Below are 17,786 nucleotides of genomic sequence, written 5' to 3'. Positions count from 1 at the left end.
AGGCGCTGATGCTGCAAATTTCTCATCTCTTTGCGGATTACGGCGGTAAACCGGCGCTGGACGATATCAGTCTGACGCTCGACAGCGGTGAACTGCTGGTGGTGCTGGGGCCGTCGGGCTGTGGAAAAACCACACTGCTGAACCTGATTGCCGGATTTGTGCCGTATCAGCGCGGCAGCATCCTGCTGGATGGCAAACCGGTGGATGGTCCAGGCGCAGAGCGCGGCGTGGTTTTTCAGCACGAAGGTCTGCTCCCCTGGCGCAACGTGCAGGATAACGTCGCGTTTGGTCTGCAACTGGCGGGTGTAGAGAAAGCGCAGCGCCAGCAGGTGGCCCAGAAGATGCTGAAAAAGGTCGGGCTGGAAGGGGCGGGGAAACGTTTTATCTGGCAGCTTTCCGGCGGGCAGCGTCAGCGGGTGGGGATAGCCCGCGCGCTGGCGGCGAATCCGCAGCTTTTGCTACTGGACGAGCCTTTCGGCGCGCTGGATGCGTTTACCCGCGAGCAGATGCAAACCTTGCTGCTGACGCTCTGGCATGAGACGGGCAAAAAGGTACTGCTGATAACGCATGATATTGAGGAGGCGGTATTTATGGCAACGGAACTGGTGCTGTTGTCTCCAGGGCCTGGCCGGGTGCTGGAACGTCTGCCGCTGAACTTTGCCCGCCGTTTTGTCGCGGGTGAACCGAGTCGCCGTATTAAGTCCGATCCGCAGTTTATCGAGACTCGCGAATATGTGTTAAGCCGCGTCTTTGAGCAACGGGAGGCCTTTTCATGAGTGTGTTTATCGGTGATAAGCCGCGTCAGCGGACGTTGAAATGGCGCTGGCCATTTTCGCGACAGATAACATTAAGTCTCACCACGCTGGCGGTTATCCTCGCGGTGTGGTGGACGGTGGCGGCGTTGCAGTTGGTAAGCCCGTTGTTTCTGCCACCGCCGGAGCAGGTATTGCAGAAACTGATCGCCATTGCCGGGCCACAGGGCTTTATGGACGCCACGATGTGGCAACATCTGGCGGCCAGTCTGACCCGCATTGTGCTGGCGCTGCTGGCGGCGGTGATTATCGGTATTCCGGTCGGCATTGCGATGGGGTTAAGCCCAACGGTACGCGGCATTCTTGATCCCATCATCGAGCTTTATCGCCCGGTTCCGCCGCTCGCCTATCTGCCGCTGATGGTTATCTGGTTTGGCATTGGTGAAACTTCCAAGATCCTGCTGATCTACCTGGCGATTTTCGCGCCAGTCGCGATGTCGGCGATGGCGGGAGTAAAAAGCGCGCAGCAGGTTCGCCTTCGCGCGGCAAGGTCGCTGGGCGCCAGCCGCATACAGGTGCTGTGGTTTGTTACCCTGCCTGGCGCATTACCGGAAATTCTCACCGGATTACGTATCGGACTCGGCGTTGGCTGGTCGACGCTGGTGGCGGCGGAGCTGATTGCGGCAACCCGAGGTTTAGGTTTTATGGTGCAGTCGGCGGGAGAATTTCTGGCGACCGACGTGGTGCTGGCGGGTATCGCAGTCATTGCGGTGATTGCCTTTCTTTTAGAACTGGGTTTGCGTGCGCTCCAGCGACGCCTGACACCCTGGCATGGAGAAGTACAATGAGTGAACGTCTGAGCATTACCCCGCTGGGGCCGTATATTGGCGCGCAGGTTTCCGGTGCGGATTTAACCCGCCCGCTGAGCGATAACCAGTTTGAGCAGTTGTATCACGCGGTGCTGCGCCATCAGGTGGTGTTTCTGCGTGAGCAGTCCATCACACCAGAGCAACAGCGTGCGCTGGCGCTGCGTTTTGGTGAACTGCATATTCATCCGGTCTACCCGCATGCCGAAGGTGTTGATGAGATTATCGTGCTGGATACCCATAACGATAATCCACCGGACAACGACAACTGGCACACCGATGTGACATTTATTGAAACGCCGCCTGCCGGGGCGATTCTGGCAGCCAAAGAACTGCCCTCAACCGGCGGCGATACGTTATGGACCAGCGGGATTGCGGCGTTTGAGGCGCTTTCTGCGCCTTTCCGTCAGTTGCTGAGCGGCCTTCACGCGGAGCATGATTTCCGTAAATCGTTTCAGGAATATAAATACCGCAAAAGCGAAGAAGACCATCAGCGTTGGCGGGAGGCGGTGGCAAATCACCCGCCATTGCAGCATCCGGTCGTGCGTACTCATCCGGTGAGCGGTAAGCAGGCGCTGTTTGTCAATGAAGGTTTTACCACGCGGATTGTCGGTGTGACGGAAAAAGAGAGTGACGCGCTACTCGGATTCCTGTTTGCCCATATCACAAAACCTGAGTTTCAGGTGCGATGGCGCTGGCAGCCCAATGACGTGGCGATTTGGGATAATCGGGTGACGCAACATTACGCCAACGCCGATTACCTGCCGCAGCGGCGCATAATGCACCGGGCGACCATTCTGGGCGATAAACCTTACTTCCGTGCAGGCTGAATCCTGGAGAATGGCGCTTCGCTTACCGGATCTCCATTTTTGTAGGCCGGAGATAGCGAAGCCGCCATCAGGTAAATAACGTAACGCTTAAGCCAATGAATAAGGGGAAACACCGGGATTGGGTTCCCGGAGGGACGCCAGACCCGGCGGTCGCCCCGGATATCCCGGTCTTAACTTAACGCAGGATTTTTTTCTCAGCCAGATCCAGCGCAAAGTAGCTGAAGATCAGATCCGCGCCCGCGCGTTTGATCGACCCTAAGCTTTCCAGCACCACTTTCTCTTCATCAATCGCGCCAGCCATGGCGGCGAATTTGATCATCGCGTATTCGCCACTCACTTGATAAGCGCCGATCGGCAGTTCGGTGCGTTCACGGATATCACGCAAAATATCCAGATACGCGCCCGCCGGTTTCACCATCAGGCAGTCAGCGCCCTGCGCTTCGTCGAGCAGCGATTCACGGATCGCTTCACGGCGGTTCATCGGGTTCATCTGGTAGGTTTTACGATCGCCTTTCAGCGCCGTGCCTGCCGCTTCGCGGAATGGGCCATAGAAAGAGGAGGCGAACTTGGTGGAATAGGACATGATGGCGGTGTCGGTAAAGCCTGCGGCATCAAGCGCCTGGCGGATTGCCTGCACCTGACCGTCCATGGCTGCGGAAGGGGCGATAAAGTCAGCGCCAGCCGCTGCCGCCACGACGGCCTGCTTACCCAGATTGGTCAGCGTAGTGTCGTTATCGACGCCGTGTTCGCACAACACGCCACAATGACCGTGTGATGTGTATTCACAGAAACAGGTGTCAGACATGACAATCATTTCTGGCACCGTTTGTTTGCAGATACGTGACATACGTGCCACCAGACCATCTTCCTTCCAGGCATCGCTGCCGGTGTCATCGGTATGGTGCGAAATGCCAAAAGTCATGACGGAACGAATGCCCGCGTTGGCAATGCGCTCAATTTCGCGCGCGAGATGCTTCTCTGGAATGCGCATGACGCCGGGCATCGCTTCAATTGCTTTATAGTCGTCGAGTTCTTCTTCAACAAAGATCGGCAACACCAGGTCATTTAAGCTGAGTGTTGTCTCTTCAAACATAGCGCGAAGCGCAGCAGATTTGCGCAGGCGGCGAGGGCGTTGGATTAAGTCTGTCATGGTATGCCTGATGTTTGTGGAATCGAAGGGCGTAGTATACCTGAAGCTGCGCGCGAGTGTTTTACGAAAGTTGGCCTTATGCTTTTTCCCTCAGGATTAATTAAATAAATAGATGAACAATATTTTGTTATGGCTGGATAAATATTTATATTGGCTGGTTGAATTGTTGTTTTTTGTATATCTAAAATATCAATTCATTCTATTTAATATTATTTAAATATTTTTTGGCTATTTATTCATTGGTTTGTTTTTATTTTCGCATGCTATTGATGTTATGTATAGTTTTTTCTTTTTATTTGTATGTAACATATTAATTTTCAATGATGTTTTCGGGTTTTTATTCGATGGTTTCGGTGTTTTGTTTATTGTCCGGTTCCGGACTGCCGGGAAAGAATAATTGAACCTTTTGGTGTGGGTACCGCATAATCCGCCTTGCGAAATAAAATGTTTTTTACGCATTGATAATTGATGGATCAACGATATTATGTCCCTGAGGAGGGATGAAAGATGCACTCCTGGAAAAAGAAACTTGTAGTCTCAAAATTAGCATTAGCCTGCACATTGGCAATCACTTCTCAGGCAAATGCTTCTACTGATATTTCTGGTACGACTTACACCACGTTTACGCACTATAACGACGCCACTTATGCTGATGGCGTTTATTATGATGGTTACGTCGGCTGGAACAACTACGCGACCGATAGCGTTTATAACGGCGATATCTATCCGGTAATTAATAACGCGACCGTTAACGGCGTCATCTCCACCTACTATCTCGATGACGGTGTTTCAACGAATACCAATAGTAATAGCCTGACGATCAAAAACAGCACCGTACACGGAATGATTACTTCCGAGTGCATGACGAGCGATTGTGCCAATGGTCGTGATACCGGCTATGTTTATGACCGCCTGGCGTTGACCGTTGATAACTCGACGATTGACGATAATTACGAACATTATACCTACAATGGTACAAACGCCGATGGTACCGCTGATACCCACGATGTACCTGTTTTTGGCATGGGTACCGCCATCACGCTGGATCAGGAAGTCGATCTGGCGATTACCAATAATTCTCACGTTGCAGGCATCACGCTGACTCAGGGATATGAGTGGGAAGATATTGACGACAACACCGTTAGTACAGGTGTAAACAGCAGCGAAGTGTTCAACAACACCATCAATGTGACGGATTCTACCGTAACGTCAGGTTCATGGTCAGATGAAGGAACTTCAGGTTGGTTCGGCAATACCAATAACGCAAGTGACTATAGCAATACTCTGACGGCTGATGACGTTGCGATTGCCGCAATTGCGAATCCGTATGCAGACAATGCGATGCAGACGACGGTCAATCTCAGCAATTCTACGCTGATGGGCGATGTTGTGTTCTCCAGCAACTTCGACGAAAACTTCTTCCCGAACGGTGCTGATTCTTATCGTGATACCGATGGCAATGTCGACACCAATGGCTGGGATGGTACTGACCGCATGGATGTTACCCTGAATAATGGTAGCAAATGGGTCGGTGCGGCAATGTCTGTGCATCAGGTTGATACCGATGGTGATGGTGTATATGACAGCGTTGCAGCAGGAACTGACGCGACGGCAACGCTGATCGACATTGCAGCCAATAGCCTGTGGCCATCGTCCACCTATGGCATTGACAACGACAACACCGCTTATGATGAAAACGGTCACGTTATTGGCAACGAAGTTTATCAAAGTGGTCTGTTCAACGTCACGCTGAACGGCGGTTCTGAGTGGGATACCACCAAAACCTCTCTGATTGATACCCTGAACATCAACAGCGGCTCTCAGGTCGTCGTAGCGGATTCCCGACTGATTTCTGACTCAATCTCCCTGACCGGTGGTTCTGCTCTGAATATCGGTGAAGATGGTCATGTGGCAACAGACGCTCTGACTATCGACAACAGTACCGTCTCTCTGGCTGACGATGTCTCTGCTGGCTGGAATGAAACCGATGCGGCGCTGTATGCCAACACCATCACCGTGACCAACGACGGTCTGCTGGATGTCAATGTTGATCAGTATGATGCCAATCCGTTCCGTACAGATGTACTGAATCTGACCAGCACGACGGATACCGGCGGTAATATCCATGCAGGTGTGTTCGACATTCACAGCAGCAATTATGTACTGGATGCCGACCTGACCAACGACCGTACCAATGACACCACGAAGTCTAACTACGGTTACGGCGTGGTTGCGATGAACTCTGATGGTCACCTGACCATTAATGGCAATGGCGACGACGACATTTCTGCTGACCAGTCCGAAGTGGATAACGCAGGCGACCATGTCGCAGCGGCTACCGGTAACTACAAAGTCCGTATCGACAACGCAACCGGTACTGGCTCTGAAGCTGACTACAACGGTAAAGAGCTGATCTATGTGAATGACAAGAACAGCGACGCGACCTTCTCGGCGGCAAACAAAGCCGATCTGGGCGCTTATACCTATCAGGCTGAGCAGAAAGGCAATACTGTTGTGATGCAACAGATGGAGTTGACCGACTACGCGAACATGGCACTGAGCATTCCGTCTGCTAACAGCAATATCTGGAATCTGGAGCAGGATACTGTCGGTACACGTCTGAGCAACTCTCGTCATGGTCTGGCAGATAACGGTGGCGCATGGGTAAGTTACTTTGGTGGTAACTTCAACGGCGACAACGGTACCATTAACTACGACCAGGATGTCAACGGCATCATGGTGGGTGTTGATACCAAAGTTGACGGTAATAACGCGAAGTGGATTGTGGGTGCGGCAGCCGGCTTTGCGAAAGGTGACATGAATGACCATACGGGTCAGGTGGATCAAGACAGCCAGACTGCCTACCTCTACTCTTCTGCCCATTTCGCGAACGACATTTTTCTTGATGGCAACCTGAGTTACTCTCACTTCAACAACGATCTGTCTGCCTCTATGAGCGACGGTACCTACGTTGACGGTAGCACCAACTCTGATGCCTGGGGCTTCGGTCTGAAACTGGGTTACGACTGGAAAGTGGGTGATGCAGGTTATGTCACTCCGTACGGCAGCGTATCTGGCCTGTTCCAGTCTGGTGATAATTACAAGCTTAGCAACGACATGAAAGTTGACGGTCAGTCATACGACAGCATGCGTTATGAACTGGGTGTAGATGCAGGTTATACCTTCACTTACAGTCAGGATCAGGCTCTGACACCGTACTTCAAACTGGCCTACGTTTACGACGATGCCAACAACGATGCTGATGTAAACGGTGACTCTATCGACAACGGCACCAAAGGTTCTGCGGTACGTGTTGGCCTGGGTACACAGTTTAGCTTCACCAAGAACTTCAGCGCCTATACCGATGCTAACTATCTCGGTGGCGGCGACGTAGATCAAGATTGGGCCGCAAACGTGGGCGTTAAATATAGCTGGTAATTAATTCTCCCTGAGGAAATTACCCAGAATTATTTACTCTAAGAAATGCCCGTCAAGGATTTGATGGGCATTACTGTATAGGACGAAAAATGCTATCGTTGAGTAAACCAGTTAATGAATTTGGTAAGCTCGATCAATGTTTGTCAAAATATGGCACGCGTTTCGAGTTGTGTAACGAAAAGCAAACTGTTTTTTCTAATGATAACCATGAGGGCAATACGTTTGTTATCTTAAGTGGCGCCATTTCCTTATGGAGAGAAGAACATATACTTGTCGGTATTGCGCAGGCCCCCTTTATCATCGGGTTATCTGATGGTTTTATGAAAAATGATATGCAGTATAAATTAATAACGGAAGGTAGCTGCGCCGGGTATCATCTTCCTTCTTCTCAAACGATAAAAATAATTGAAAAGAATAATCTGTGGCGCGAGGCATTTTGCTGGCTGGCATGGAAAAACCGTATTATGGAATTGCGCGATTTACAGTTAATCGGTCATAACTCCTACGAACAAATCCGGGCCACGTTGATCTCAATGAATGAGTGGGATGAAGAGCTGCGTTTTCGTATCGGTGTTATGAATTACATTCATCAGAGAACGCGAATTTCACGCTCTGTGGTTGCCGAAGTGCTTGCTGCTTTGCGTAAGGGCGGTTATATCGTAATGAATAAAGGCAAACTGGTTGGCATCACCCGTTTGCCTTCAGAGTACTAAGTCAGGATGCAGGAACCACCCGGGGTTTATTGCCGCTCAATTCAGTGACCAGATCGTTAAGACCGTCACTCATACTGGTAAACCGGGTCAGCGGAGAACGTGTCACCACGACAAATGCGCCGACGTTCTGTTGTGGGATCATGGCCATATAGGTAATAAAACCGCCACCGCCGCCTGTTTTCTGAATGATCCCCGGACGCCCATTCTTCGGTGCCATGTAAACCCAGCCCAGCCCCAGAGCATCCGCTTTGCCTGGGACGTCCATGCCAATCACTTTCCTCAACTGTGCACGTTGATAGATGAGTGTCTGCATGCGGTCAGCCTGGTTGCTGCGGTGATAAAAATCTGAGGAGAGATATTGCTGCATCCAGCGCATCATATCCCCAGGCGTTGAGTACACGCCGCCGCTGCCAACGGCCGCTAACGTGTTATTACAGGGGCTGGCGCCTTTCTCTGCGACCATCAGGCGTTTGCACTGATCGGGCGAGGGGGTAAACGTCGTGTCTTTCATCCCGAGCGGACGGGTGATCTGCTCTTCAAAAATCTGGGTATAAGGCTTGCCTGAGGCGGTTGCCAGCGCGTCGGCCAGCAGGTCGAACGCCAGATTAGAATACGATGCCTGTGAACCCGGCGCGGCTTTTAATGTTGCGGTAGAGAGATAGCTCCAGCGCTGTTCACGGGTTGGCCAGACAAAAACCGGACGATGCGCCGCACCGCCGGGTTGCTCACGCGGCAGTGCACTGGTATGGGTCGCCAGATTCACCAGCGTAATCGGCGCTCCCTGATATGTCGGAACGCGTGCGCCTGGAGGCGCATATTTACTCAACGGATCGTGCAGTTTCACCGTACCCTGATCGAGCAATTTCACCAGCATTTCACTGGTCATTAATTTGGTGAGCGACGCAATACGAATGACAGAATCTAACTGCGGATGGACGTTATTTCCGGGTCGTGTTTCACCAAAACTACGGAACACACGTTGATTTCCATCTATCACAACCAGCGCCATTCCCGTGGCGCCGCTGCCGTAATAAATATGCTCGGCGTAACGATCGACGATATCGGAAGCGAAAACGGGATCGAGGCCAGGTTGGGCCGCGTGGACAGGTGTCAATGACGCCGCACACAGCGCGGCAGAAAAAAGCAGACTACGTTTCAACGGTGGTGTCCATAAGTTAATTGAAGAGAACAATGCGAGTTTACACACTTCTTCTTTCAGGCCGCCTCGACGCGACCTGAACGATTTGTTGTATATACTACTCAGCGGCGCCTGCAAAGCGCTAAATAGAGCAATGATAGTGTGAAAAACGTAACGGCGAGTAAATGGGGCTTTTTTTCTTGAGCGTGAAAGTTCGCTTTTGTGATCCCACGCTTGTGGTAACCTCGGGACGCCGGAGAATTTCGTTTTTGTGAAACCCGTCGAAACAATTCCTGAAGCCCGGAAAGCGAACTAAGCGCCATGATCCTGGTCACAATGGTCGGTTCCGTCTCGTTTTTCGTGGGCGAAGATCTGCATTACCGCCGTATATGGCGCAAAAACAAACAGCAGTCGTCATAACGATAAGAAGTTAGCAGGAGAGCATCATGTTTAAGTCTTTTTTCCCCAAGCCAGGGCCGTTTTTTATCTCGGCATTTATTTGGGCGTTGGTTGCTGTCATCTTCTGGCAAGCGGGTGGGGGAGCCTGGGTTGCACAAATCACAGGCGCGTCCGGTAATATTCCCATCAGCGCCGCACGATTCTGGTCGCTGGACTACCTGGTTTTTTACGCTTACTACATGATTTGCGTAGGGCTATTTGCGCTGTTCTGGTTTCTCTATAGCCCGCACCGCTGGCAGTACTGGTCAATTCTCGGCACATCGTTGATCGTCTTCGTTACCTGGTTTCTGGTTGAAGTGGGGGTCGCCGTCAACGCCTGGTATGCCCCGTTCTATGACTTGATCCAGACGGCATTAAGTTCACCGCATAAAGTGACCATTGGGCAGTTCTATCATGAAGTGGGCGTATTTCTCGGTATTGCGCTGATCGCGGTGGTCATTGGCGTGATGAACAATTTCTTTGTCAGCCACTATGTGTTCCGCTGGCGTACTGCCATGAACGAACATTACATGGCGCACTGGCAGCACCTGCGTCACATTGAAGGCGCCGCACAGCGTGTGCAGGAAGACACCATGCGTTTTGCGTCAACCCTCGAAGATATGGGCGTAAGTTTCATTAATGCCATCATGACGTTGATCGCCTTTTTGCCGGTGCTGGTTACGCTTTCCGCGCATGTACCGGAACTGCCAGTGGTCGGGCATATTCCTTACGGGCTGGTGATTGCGGCGATCGTCTGGTCGCTGATGGGTACAGGCCTGCTGGCCGTGGTGGGGATCAAACTGCCGGGGCTGGAGTTTAAAAACCAGCGCGTTGAAGCGGCTTACCGTAAAGAGCTGGTGTACGGCGAAGATGACGGCAGTCGCGCTACGCCGCCGACCATTCGGGAATTATTCAGCGCGGTGCGCCAGAACTATTTCCGTCTCTACTTCCACTATATGTACTTCAACATTGCCCGCATTCTCTATCTGCAAGTGGATAATGTTTTCGGTCTGTTCCTGCTGTTTCCGTCGATTGTTGCGGGTACCATTACGTTGGGTCTGATGACGCAAATCACCAACGTGTTTGGTCAGGTGCGTGGCTCGTTCCAGTATCTGATCAATTCCTGGACCACACTGGTTGAGCTGATGTCTATTTATAAACGTTTACGCAGCTTCGAACGTGAACTGGATGGGCAAGAAATTCAGGAAGTGACCAACACCTTTAGCTAACAAAAGGAAACGTTATGCCGGCGGTATCCCGTCTTTACCCCTTATCATTACTGGCTGTGCTGGTGTTGGCAGGTTGTAGTACCCAACCCCCGCAGCCCTTAAAAAAGGGTGAAAAACCCGTGGATGTGGCAAGCGTGGTGCGCCAGAAAATGCCGGCAAGTGTGAAAGACCGGGATGCCTGGGCAAAGGATCTGGCAAAGACTTTTGAGAGCCAGGGGCTGGCGCCGACGGTCGAAAATGTCTGTTCGGTGCTGGCGGTGGCGCAGCAAGAGTCAAATTATCAGGCTGACCCCGCCGTGCCAGGCCTGAGCAAAATTGCCTGGCAGGAAATCGACAAACGTGCAGAGCGTATGCATATCCCCGTTTTCCTGGTTCATACGGCGTTGAAAATCAACTCCCCGACAGGGAAGAGCTACAGCGAACGTCTGGATTCGGTGAAAACGGAGAAACAGCTCAGCGCCATTTTTGATGATTTTATTAATATGGTGCCCATGGGGCAGACGCTGTTTGGTTCGCTTAATCCAGTTCACACGGGTGGCCCAATGCAGGTCAGCATTGCGTTTGCCGAGCAGCATACCAAAGGGTATCCGTGGAAAATGGAAGGCACGGTGCGCCAGGAGGTCTTCTCCCGTCGGGGCGGATTGTGGTTCGGTACGTACCATCTGCTGAATTATCCCGCGAATTACAGTTCGCCCATTTTCCGTTTCGCCGATTTTAACGCCGGTTGGTACGCCAGTCGTAATGCGGCTTTCCAGAATGCGGTGGCCAAAGCCAGCGGTGTGAAACTGGCCCTTGATGGCGATCTGATCCGTTATGACAGCAAAGAACCGGGCAAAACGGAACTGGCGATAGGCAAACTGGCAAACACACTGGGAATGAGTGCGAGCGAGATTCGTCATCAACTGGAGAAAGGTGACAGTCTGGCATTCGAAAAGACGGCGCTGTACGAAAAGGTGTATAAGCTCGCAGAAACCAAAACAGGCAACGCGCTACCGAGAGAGATGTTGCCAGGGATTCAACTGGAAAGCCCGAAGATCACACGTAATTTGACCACTGCATGGTTTGCAAAACGGGTGGATGAACGTCGGGCCCGCTGTATGAATTCTCCGGCCGGATAAGCCCCGGAGTCTGTTGGTTCCGGGGTTATTGATGACGCTGGCGCCAGCGCAGAAACGCGGCAATCACACCGAAAATCAAGCATCCCGCGAGGAACGGCACCAGACCAAAAAGGGTGCCGACGCCTAACCCGATCTCAACACGAGGTCGTCCGGTTTCCTGTACCTGCATTAAATGTTCATAGACGCCCGGCGCGTGAACCAGCAGATTCAAAATTTGCGCCCCTGCCCAAAAGCAAAACAGCACAAATACGGCGTAAGCGATGTTACCTGGAGTGGAGTTAGTATCCCGCTTCTTCCCGCCAAACAAAGATTTTGAGAGAGTGAAATCAGCCATAAAGACCTCCGGGGGAATTCTGCAACGCTGGCGTCATACCAGTGGCTCGCAGTCATTCTGGCAGGTCATCGGATTTGTCAATATCAGAATGATGGTAATTTCGCCCAGGGATTACTCCTGGATTGCAGATTTCTGTTCATTGTCACAAAATACGATCTTTGCGTTACGTTGTGTAACATTTCAGAAGTTCCGCTTCCGCCACAGACCGCCTGGCGCAAATGTGCGAGGATGTTCTTTTATGCCCTGTCCCCGGAGCTGTCATGAACTTGCCTGTAAAAATTCGCCGTGACTGGCACTACTATGCCTTTGCCATTGGGCTTATCTTCATCCTGAATGGGGTGGTGGGGTTATTGGGTTTTGAAGCCAAAGGGTGGCAAACCTATGCCGTCGGTCTGGTGACATGGGGCATCAGTTTCTGGCTTTCCGGGCTGATTATTCGCCGTCGTGTGGAAGATGATGCGGAAGATGCCCGATAACGTGCAGCCATCGGGCTTTATCTGCGTCAAAACGTCGGACAGCAGAAGATGCCGTTCGACGTATGACGATGCGCCGTTTACATACTGGTTTTCAGCGCAGTGTTAGCCGCGTGGCGTTCCAGCGCCAACTCGATCAAACGGCTGATCAAATCGGTATAACCCAAACCGCTTGCCTGCCACAGTTTCGGATACATGCTGATATTGGTAAACCCAGGCAGCGTGTTGATCTCGTTGATCACCACTTCATTGTCTGGCGTTAAGAAAACATCGACGCGCGCCATACCCGCGCAGCCCAGTGTTTGATATGCCTGAACGGCGATCTCACGGATCTTTTCGTTCACTTCTGGGGCGATCGCCGCAGGGATCACCACTTTAGCGCCGTTATCGTCAATGTATTTGGTGTCGTAGGCGTAAAAATCGCTGTTCAGGACAATCTCGCCGCAGGTACTGGCTTGCGGGTGATCGTTGCCGAGAACGGCACATTCGATCTCGCGACCGTTGATGCCTTGCTCAACCACCACTTTATGATCAAATTCAAACGCCAGTGCCACGGCCTGATGATACTGCGCTTCGTTGGTGACTTTGCTGACGCCAACCGAGGAGCCCTGGTTCGCCGGTTTAACAAACAGCGGCAGGCCGAGACGCGCTTCTACCTCTGCAAAACTGACCGCATTGCGGTTGGTGCGAGTGAGCGTCATAAAAGGGGCGATATTCAACCCGGCATCGCGCAGCAGGCGCTTGGTGACATCTTTGTCCATACAGGCCGCAGAGCCGAGCACATCAGAACCGACAAACGGTAAATTTGCCACACGAAGCATGCCCTGTAGCGAACCGTCTTCCCCCAGCGTTCCATGAACGATAGGGAAAATCACATCAACCGTTTGCAGCGGTTGACCGTTCTGCGCGTCTATGAGCTGTTGCTCATGTTTGCCGGGCACCTGCGCCACGCTTGTGGCTGAAGGACGCAGCGCAATATGCGCGGGGTCGTCTGCGTTCAGCAGATAGTCACTGGCATCGCTAATGTGCCATTGCCCTTGTTTATCAATACCTAACAGCACAACATCAAAGCGGGTCTTGTCGATGGCATCGACAATATTTTTTGCCGATTGCAAAGACACTTCATGTTCCGCTGATTTACCACCAAATACGATCCCTACCCGCAATTTCGCCATCTTAAAAACCCATTCCATGAAACGCAAAGCGTATACATTACCACGACAAAACGAGGGTTTCGCGTGCTTCTGCCATATTGTTTCGAACAGACCGGAGGCACAAACGCTGCCAAACACAGGTCAAAGCACAAATCCCTGCTAATTACATGGCTTTGCGTGATGTGCTTCACAAATCTGATGAACGGGGAGATAAAATGTCAGTGACGGGCATCCGCACGCTGGATTCCACTTTTGTTCTCTTCAGGTCGACCCGAAGAGGGCGTCGCAGAAAATCCCCTGATGCACAGGGTGTTCCACACTATTCGGGTCTTAATCTGTTCAACAATGATGCGTGTCAGTACCCACGCGTATTATTGTTGTGCAACTTAAGTGAAATTAGACGATTTATCATAACTTTATATTATGGTACGGCGTGAACATTAATATTCATATTTTATTAATATGAAACTATTTAGCTTTGAGAAACGTTTCGCTGTTTAATGCAATGTGATTATTAACACAAAGTCTTTCCTTAATCATAAAAATACTACTTTCATCCTCTAGGCAGTGAGGAATCATAATGATACCGTCAGCCTACTTCGGATAAGGAAATACGTTTATGAAAAACCTCATTTCAGAGTTGCTGCTTAAACTCGCCCAAAAAGAAGAAGAGTCGAAAGAGCTGGTTGCCCAGGTAGAGGCGTTAGAGATTATTGTCACCGCAATGCTGCGTAATATGGCGCAGGTTGAGCAACAGAGGCTGATTCACCAGATAGAGGGCGCACTTGAAGGCGTAAAGCCGGATGCCAGCGTTCCGGTTAACGATACGGAATTGCTGCGCCAGTACGTAAAGAAGTTATTGAGGCATCCTCGTAGCTGATCGTATTCAGGGGTAATAACTGTCATATTGCTGTCATATCAGATACCTATAGTCGCTTTGTTTTTATGCTTGTCATACCTCAAATTGCATTTACTGCAATTTGAATTATTAAGAGCATATTTTATGTATTTATACATGGAGAAAATAAAGTGAAACAAAGCGCTATTGCTATTGCCCTGGCCTCTCTGTTTTTTATCCCCGTCACGCATGCCGGGTCTTCATCTGTGGCCGTGCTGGAGAACCGCGCGGCCCAGGGGGATATTACGACCCCTGGCGGTGCGCGCCGTTTAGCGGCCGATCAAACCTCTGCTCTGCGGGATTCACTCAGTAATAAGCCCGCGAAAAATATCATTCTGCTGATTGGCGATGGCATGGGCGACTCGGAAATAACCGCTGCGCGAAATTATGCCGAAGGGGCGGGTGGTTTTTTTAAAGGCATTGATGCGTTACCTCTGACAGGGCAGTACACCCACTATGCGCTGGATAAAAAAACCGGCAAACCCGATTATGTGACCGACTCTGCGGCCTCTGCTACGGCCTGGACGACCGGCGTAAAAACTTATAACGGCGCGTTGGGCGTCGATATCCACGAAAAAGATCACACGACTCTTCTGGAAATGGCAAAAGCGGCGGGACTGGCAACCGGGAATGTCTCAACGGCGGAATTACAGGATGCGACACCGGCGGCGCTGGTGGCCCATGTGACCTCCCGAAAATGCTACGGCCCTGGCATCACCAGCGAAAAATGCCCGACAAATGCGCTGGAAAAGGGCGGCAAAGGCTCCATTACTGAACAATTACTGAATGCACGCGCGGACGTCACGCTTGGCGGCGGCGCAAAAACCTTTATGGAAACGGCGAAGGCGGGCGAATGGCAGGGAAAAACGCTGCGTGAGCAGGCACAGGCGCGCGGCTACCAGTTAGTCAGCGATGCTGCTACGCTGGCCGATGTTCGCGAGGCCAATCAGGATAAACCGCTGCTGGGCTTATTCTCCGACGGCAACATGCCCGTGCGCTGGGAAGGGCCGAAAGCGTCATACCATGGCAATATTGATAAACCAGTAGTGACCTGTACGCCCAATGAGAAACGTAACGACAGCGTGCCGACGCTGGCGCAGATGACCGACAAAGCGATCGAGTTGTTGAGTAAAAATGAGAAGGGGTTCTTCCTGCAAGTTGAAGGGGCCTCCATCGACAAACAGGATCATGCGGCTAACCCGTGTGGACAGATTGGCGAGACGGTCGATCTCGATGAAGCCGTGCAGCGTGCGCTGGAATTTGCGAAGAAGGATGGCAACACGCTGGTGGTGGTGACCGCCGATCATGCTCACGCCAGTCAGATTGTTGCGCCGGACACCAAAGCGCCGGGCCTGACGCAGGCGCTGAACACCAAAGACGGCGCGGTGATGGTGATAAGCTACGGAAACTCTGAAGAAGAATCACAGGAACATACCGGCAGTCAGTTGCGTATTGCCGCCTATGGCCCGCATGCCGCCAATGTGGTGGGACTGACGGACCAAACCGATCTGTTTTACACCATGAAAGCGGCCCTGGGCCTGAAGTAAACGGCACCTGGCGGTAATTATTTTACCGTCGGGTGGTAATTTCGTCGTAAGCAGCCAGACTTAATGGCACGAAATCCTTCAGTTTATAAAGGTTGAATATTTCGTGTTTCCTGAAGGATTAGGTGTATGAATACCCACAAAAGGAGGGTGCTATGAAAATAACATTACTGGTTGCTTTGCTTTTTGGTTTGGTGTTTTTAACGACCGTCGGCGCTGCCGAGAAAGCCTTAACGCCGCAACAACAGCGTATGACGACCTGCAATCAGCAGGCGACAGCAGAAGCGCTGAAAGGGGATGCCCGCAAAACCTATATGAGTGATTGCCTGAAAAACAGCACGTCTGCACCTGGTGAAAAAAGTCTCACCCCACAGCAACAGAAAATGCGTGAGTGTAATGTCCAGGCGACAGAACAATCTCTGAAAGGTGACGATCGCAACAAGTTTATGAGTGCCTGCCTGAAAAAAGCGGCCTAATGCCTACGCTAAGCGGTAGTGCTAACGGGTGAGAGGAGAAAATCGCTCACCCGAAATATCATACTTTCTCCGCAAGCTTCGTCTCTATAATTTGGGAAAATTGTTTCAGAATGTTCCCAAAAATTATGAATGATGAAAGCTTTTACAAAAAAGCGGTAGCACCGGGTGGAGAGCCCGCCATACCGCCTCCCAATGACCACCAGCGTTCCGGGCTACGCTTCGCCCGGCGAGTCAGGCTGCCGCGAGCAGTAGGACTGGGATGGATGTTCTTCCCCATTTCTGCCGCCCTGGTTGATCAGTCTGTCGCAGGCGGGTGGTGGCTATTTTTGGTGGGGTGGGCATTTGTCTGGCCGCATCTGGCATGGCAACTGGCGAGCAAAGCCATCGATCCTTTAAGCCGTGAAATATACAACTTAAAAGCTGACGCGATTCTTGCGGGGGTTTGGGTCGGCGTGATGGGCGTTAATATCCTCCCCTCGACCGCATTACTGATGATGATGTGTATGAATCTGATGGGGGCCGGCGGTGTGCGGCTGTTTGTCGCCGGGATCGTCTTAATGATTGTGTCTAGCCTGGTGACATTGCAGCTAACCGGTATCACTGTGGCTTTTGCCAGTGCGCAACTGGAATGGTGGCTCTGCCTGCCTGTGATTGTGATGTACCCATTATTGTTTGCCTGGGTTAGTTATCAGACGGCGACGAAACTGGCGGAGCATAAGCGCCGGTTGCAGGTGATGAGTACACGGGATGGAATGACAGGGGTCTATAACCGGCGTCATTGGGAAATTTTATTACGTAATGAATTCGATAATTGTCGGCGCTATCACCGTGACGCCACGCTGCTGATCATCGATATCGACCATTTTAAGAGCATCAATGACACCTGGGGTCACGATGTCGGCGATGAAGCGATTGTTGCGCTGACGCGACAACTGCAAATGACCCTGCGCGGCAGCGATGTTATTGGTCGCTTCGGCGGTGATGAATTTGCGGTCATCATGTGCGGAACCCCTGCGGAAAATGCCATTGCCGCAATGTCGCGGGTACACGAAAGGTTAGGCGCATTGCGTTTACCTTGCGCGCCGCAGGTCACGTTACGCATTAGCGTGGGGATTGCGCCATTAACCGCGCAACTCGGACACTACCGTGAATGGCTGAAATCCGCAGATATCGCGCTTTACAAAGCAAAGAACGCCGGACGTAACCGCACCGAAGTGGCGGCCTGACGTCCAGCG

The 17,786-nt window shown here is 51.6% G+C and carries 16 protein-coding genes; 12 read left to right on the top strand and 4 right to left on the bottom strand.

The features are described 5' to 3' along the window. Nucleotides 1-8: 8 nt before the first annotated feature. The 3 genes from tauB to tauD are packed head-to-tail and all read left to right on the top strand — an operon-like array spanning nt 9 to nt 2,448. On the top strand, nt 9-776 hold the full coding sequence (tauB, locus tag ACO7SM_RS16795) for a taurine ABC transporter ATP-binding subunit (protein ID WP_490468470.1): 768 nt from the start codon (nt 9-11) through the stop codon (nt 774-776). Then, a complete protein-coding gene (gene tauC, locus ACO7SM_RS16790) occupies nt 773-1,600 on the top strand; it encodes a taurine ABC transporter permease TauC (RefSeq protein ID WP_490468469.1) in 828 nt (275 codons plus the stop codon). Before tauB ends, tauC begins: the two co-directional genes overlap by 4 nt. Further along, nucleotides 1,597-2,448 carry a taurine dioxygenase gene (tauD, locus tag ACO7SM_RS16785; RefSeq protein ID WP_490468468.1) on the top strand — a complete coding sequence of 284 codons (852 nt, stop codon included), beginning with the start codon at nt 1,597-1,599 and terminating at the stop codon, nt 2,446-2,448. The genes tauC and tauD overlap by 4 nt, the downstream gene beginning before the upstream one ends. A 175-nt stretch (nt 2,449-2,623) precedes the next feature. Here tauD and hemB read toward each other — a convergent pair whose 3' ends face one another. Continuing rightward, a complete protein-coding gene (gene hemB / locus ACO7SM_RS16780) occupies nt 2,624-3,598 on the bottom strand; it encodes a porphobilinogen synthase (protein ID WP_192611314.1) in 975 nt (324 codons plus the stop codon). Nucleotides 3,599-4,105: 507 nt separating this feature from the next. Between hemB and ehaB the strand changes: the two genes are divergently transcribed. Together ehaB and iprA are read left to right on the top strand one after the other, a co-directional pair. After that, complete coding sequence (gene ehaB / locus ACO7SM_RS16775) at nt 4,106-7,036, top strand: autotransporter adhesin EhaB (RefSeq protein WP_490468467.1); 2,931 nt, start codon at nt 4,106-4,108, stop codon at nt 7,034-7,036. 89 nt (nt 7,037-7,125) lie between these two features. After that, a complete protein-coding gene (gene iprA, locus ACO7SM_RS16770; protein WP_490468466.1) occupies nt 7,126-7,749 on the top strand; it encodes a hydrogen peroxide resistance inhibitor IprA in 624 nt (207 codons plus the stop codon). 1 nt (nt 7,750) lies between these two features. On the opposite strand, the gene ampH is transcribed toward iprA, so the two are convergent. Next, entirely contained in the window at nt 7,751-8,908 is a 1,158-nt protein-coding gene (ampH, locus tag ACO7SM_RS16765; protein ID WP_490468465.1) for a D-alanyl-D-alanine-carboxypeptidase/endopeptidase AmpH, read from the bottom strand. Between the two features lie 425 nt (nt 8,909-9,333). On the opposite strand from ampH, the gene sbmA reads away from it, so the two are divergent. Both sbmA and ACO7SM_RS16755 read left to right on the top strand, forming a co-directional pair. Beyond that, nucleotides 9,334-10,554 (top strand): peptide antibiotic transporter SbmA, encoded by a 1,221-nt coding sequence (sbmA, locus tag ACO7SM_RS16760; protein ID WP_490468464.1) that lies wholly within the window; start codon nt 9,334-9,336, stop codon nt 10,552-10,554. A gap of 14 nt (nt 10,555-10,568) precedes the next feature. Next, entirely contained in the window at nt 10,569-11,672 is a 1,104-nt protein-coding gene (locus ACO7SM_RS16755; RefSeq protein ID WP_490468463.1) for a DUF1615 domain-containing protein, read from the top strand. 25 nt (nt 11,673-11,697) lie between these two features. Here the strand turns inward: ACO7SM_RS16755 and ACO7SM_RS16750 are convergent, their stop codons facing one another. Continuing rightward, nucleotides 11,698-12,006 carry a YaiY family protein gene (locus tag ACO7SM_RS16750; RefSeq protein WP_490468462.1) on the bottom strand — a complete coding sequence of 103 codons (309 nt, stop codon included), beginning with the start codon at nt 12,004-12,006 and terminating at the stop codon, nt 11,698-11,700. A gap of 260 nt (nt 12,007-12,266) precedes the next feature. Between ACO7SM_RS16750 and ACO7SM_RS16745 the strand changes: the two genes are divergently transcribed. Then, nucleotides 12,267-12,482, top strand: coding sequence for a DUF2754 family protein (locus tag ACO7SM_RS16745; RefSeq protein WP_490468461.1), 216 nt, complete (start codon nt 12,267-12,269; stop codon nt 12,480-12,482). Between the two features lie 77 nt (nt 12,483-12,559). On the opposite strand, the gene ddlA is transcribed toward ACO7SM_RS16745, so the two are convergent. After that, on the bottom strand, nt 12,560-13,654 hold the full coding sequence (ddlA, locus tag ACO7SM_RS16740) for a D-alanine--D-alanine ligase (protein ID WP_490468460.1): 1,095 nt from the start codon (nt 13,652-13,654) through the stop codon (nt 12,560-12,562). 598 nt (nt 13,655-14,252) lie between these two features. On the opposite strand from ddlA, the gene iraP reads away from it, so the two are divergent. The 4 genes from iraP to adrA all read left to right on the top strand — a co-directional run bounded on the left by iraP (nt 14,253) and on the right by adrA (nt 17,777). After that, nucleotides 14,253-14,513, top strand: a complete 261-nt coding sequence (gene iraP / locus ACO7SM_RS16735; RefSeq protein ID WP_490468459.1) for an anti-adapter protein IraP — start codon at nt 14,253-14,255, stop codon at nt 14,511-14,513. 149 nt (nt 14,514-14,662) lie between these two features. After that, nucleotides 14,663-16,078 carry an alkaline phosphatase gene (gene phoA / locus ACO7SM_RS16730; protein WP_490468458.1) on the top strand — a complete coding sequence of 472 codons (1,416 nt, stop codon included), beginning with the start codon at nt 14,663-14,665 and terminating at the stop codon, nt 16,076-16,078. 152 nt (nt 16,079-16,230) lie between these two features. Next, nucleotides 16,231-16,551, top strand: a complete 321-nt coding sequence (gene psiF, locus ACO7SM_RS16725) for a phosphate starvation-inducible protein PsiF (protein ID WP_490468457.1) — start codon at nt 16,231-16,233, stop codon at nt 16,549-16,551. 110 nt (nt 16,552-16,661) lie between these two features. Next, nucleotides 16,662-17,777, top strand: a complete 1,116-nt coding sequence (gene adrA, locus ACO7SM_RS16720; RefSeq protein WP_490468456.1) for a diguanylate cyclase AdrA — start codon at nt 16,662-16,664, stop codon at nt 17,775-17,777. Nucleotides 17,778-17,786: the final 9 nt, after the last annotated feature.

The organism is Citrobacter sp. LJND-P06 (genome assembly GCF_058188415.1).
This window is presented reverse-complemented; position numbering and strand designations above follow the sequence as displayed.

Coding starts and splice junctions, on each gene's coding strand:
- ACO7SM_RS16745 (WP_490468461.1), top strand. CDS start 12,267: ATGAACTTGCCTGTAAAAATTCGCCGTGACTGGCACTACTATGCCTTT.
- tauC (WP_490468469.1), top strand. CDS start 773: ATGAGTGTGTTTATCGGTGATAAGCCGCGTCAGCGGACGTTGAAATGG.
- iprA (WP_490468466.1), top strand. CDS start 7,126: ATGCTATCGTTGAGTAAACCAGTTAATGAATTTGGTAAGCTCGATCAA.
- psiF (WP_490468457.1), top strand. CDS start 16,231: ATGAAAATAACATTACTGGTTGCTTTGCTTTTTGGTTTGGTGTTTTTA.
- adrA (WP_490468456.1), top strand. CDS start 16,662: ATGTTCCCAAAAATTATGAATGATGAAAGCTTTTACAAAAAAGCGGTA.
- ACO7SM_RS16755 (WP_490468463.1), top strand. CDS start 10,569: ATGCCGGCGGTATCCCGTCTTTACCCCTTATCATTACTGGCTGTGCTG.
- ddlA (WP_490468460.1), bottom strand. CDS start 13,654: ATGGCGAAATTGCGGGTAGGGATCGTATTTGGTGGTAAATCAGCGGAA.
- tauB (WP_490468470.1), top strand. CDS start 9: ATGCTGCAAATTTCTCATCTCTTTGCGGATTACGGCGGTAAACCGGCG.
- tauD (WP_490468468.1), top strand. CDS start 1,597: ATGAGTGAACGTCTGAGCATTACCCCGCTGGGGCCGTATATTGGCGCG.
- ACO7SM_RS16750 (WP_490468462.1), bottom strand. CDS start 12,006: ATGGCTGATTTCACTCTCTCAAAATCTTTGTTTGGCGGGAAGAAGCGG.
- hemB (WP_192611314.1), bottom strand. CDS start 3,598: ATGACAGACTTAATCCAACGCCCTCGCCGCCTGCGCAAATCTGCTGCG.
- ehaB (WP_490468467.1), top strand. CDS start 4,106: ATGCACTCCTGGAAAAAGAAACTTGTAGTCTCAAAATTAGCATTAGCC.
- iraP (WP_490468459.1), top strand. CDS start 14,253: ATGAAAAACCTCATTTCAGAGTTGCTGCTTAAACTCGCCCAAAAAGAA.
- sbmA (WP_490468464.1), top strand. CDS start 9,334: ATGTTTAAGTCTTTTTTCCCCAAGCCAGGGCCGTTTTTTATCTCGGCA.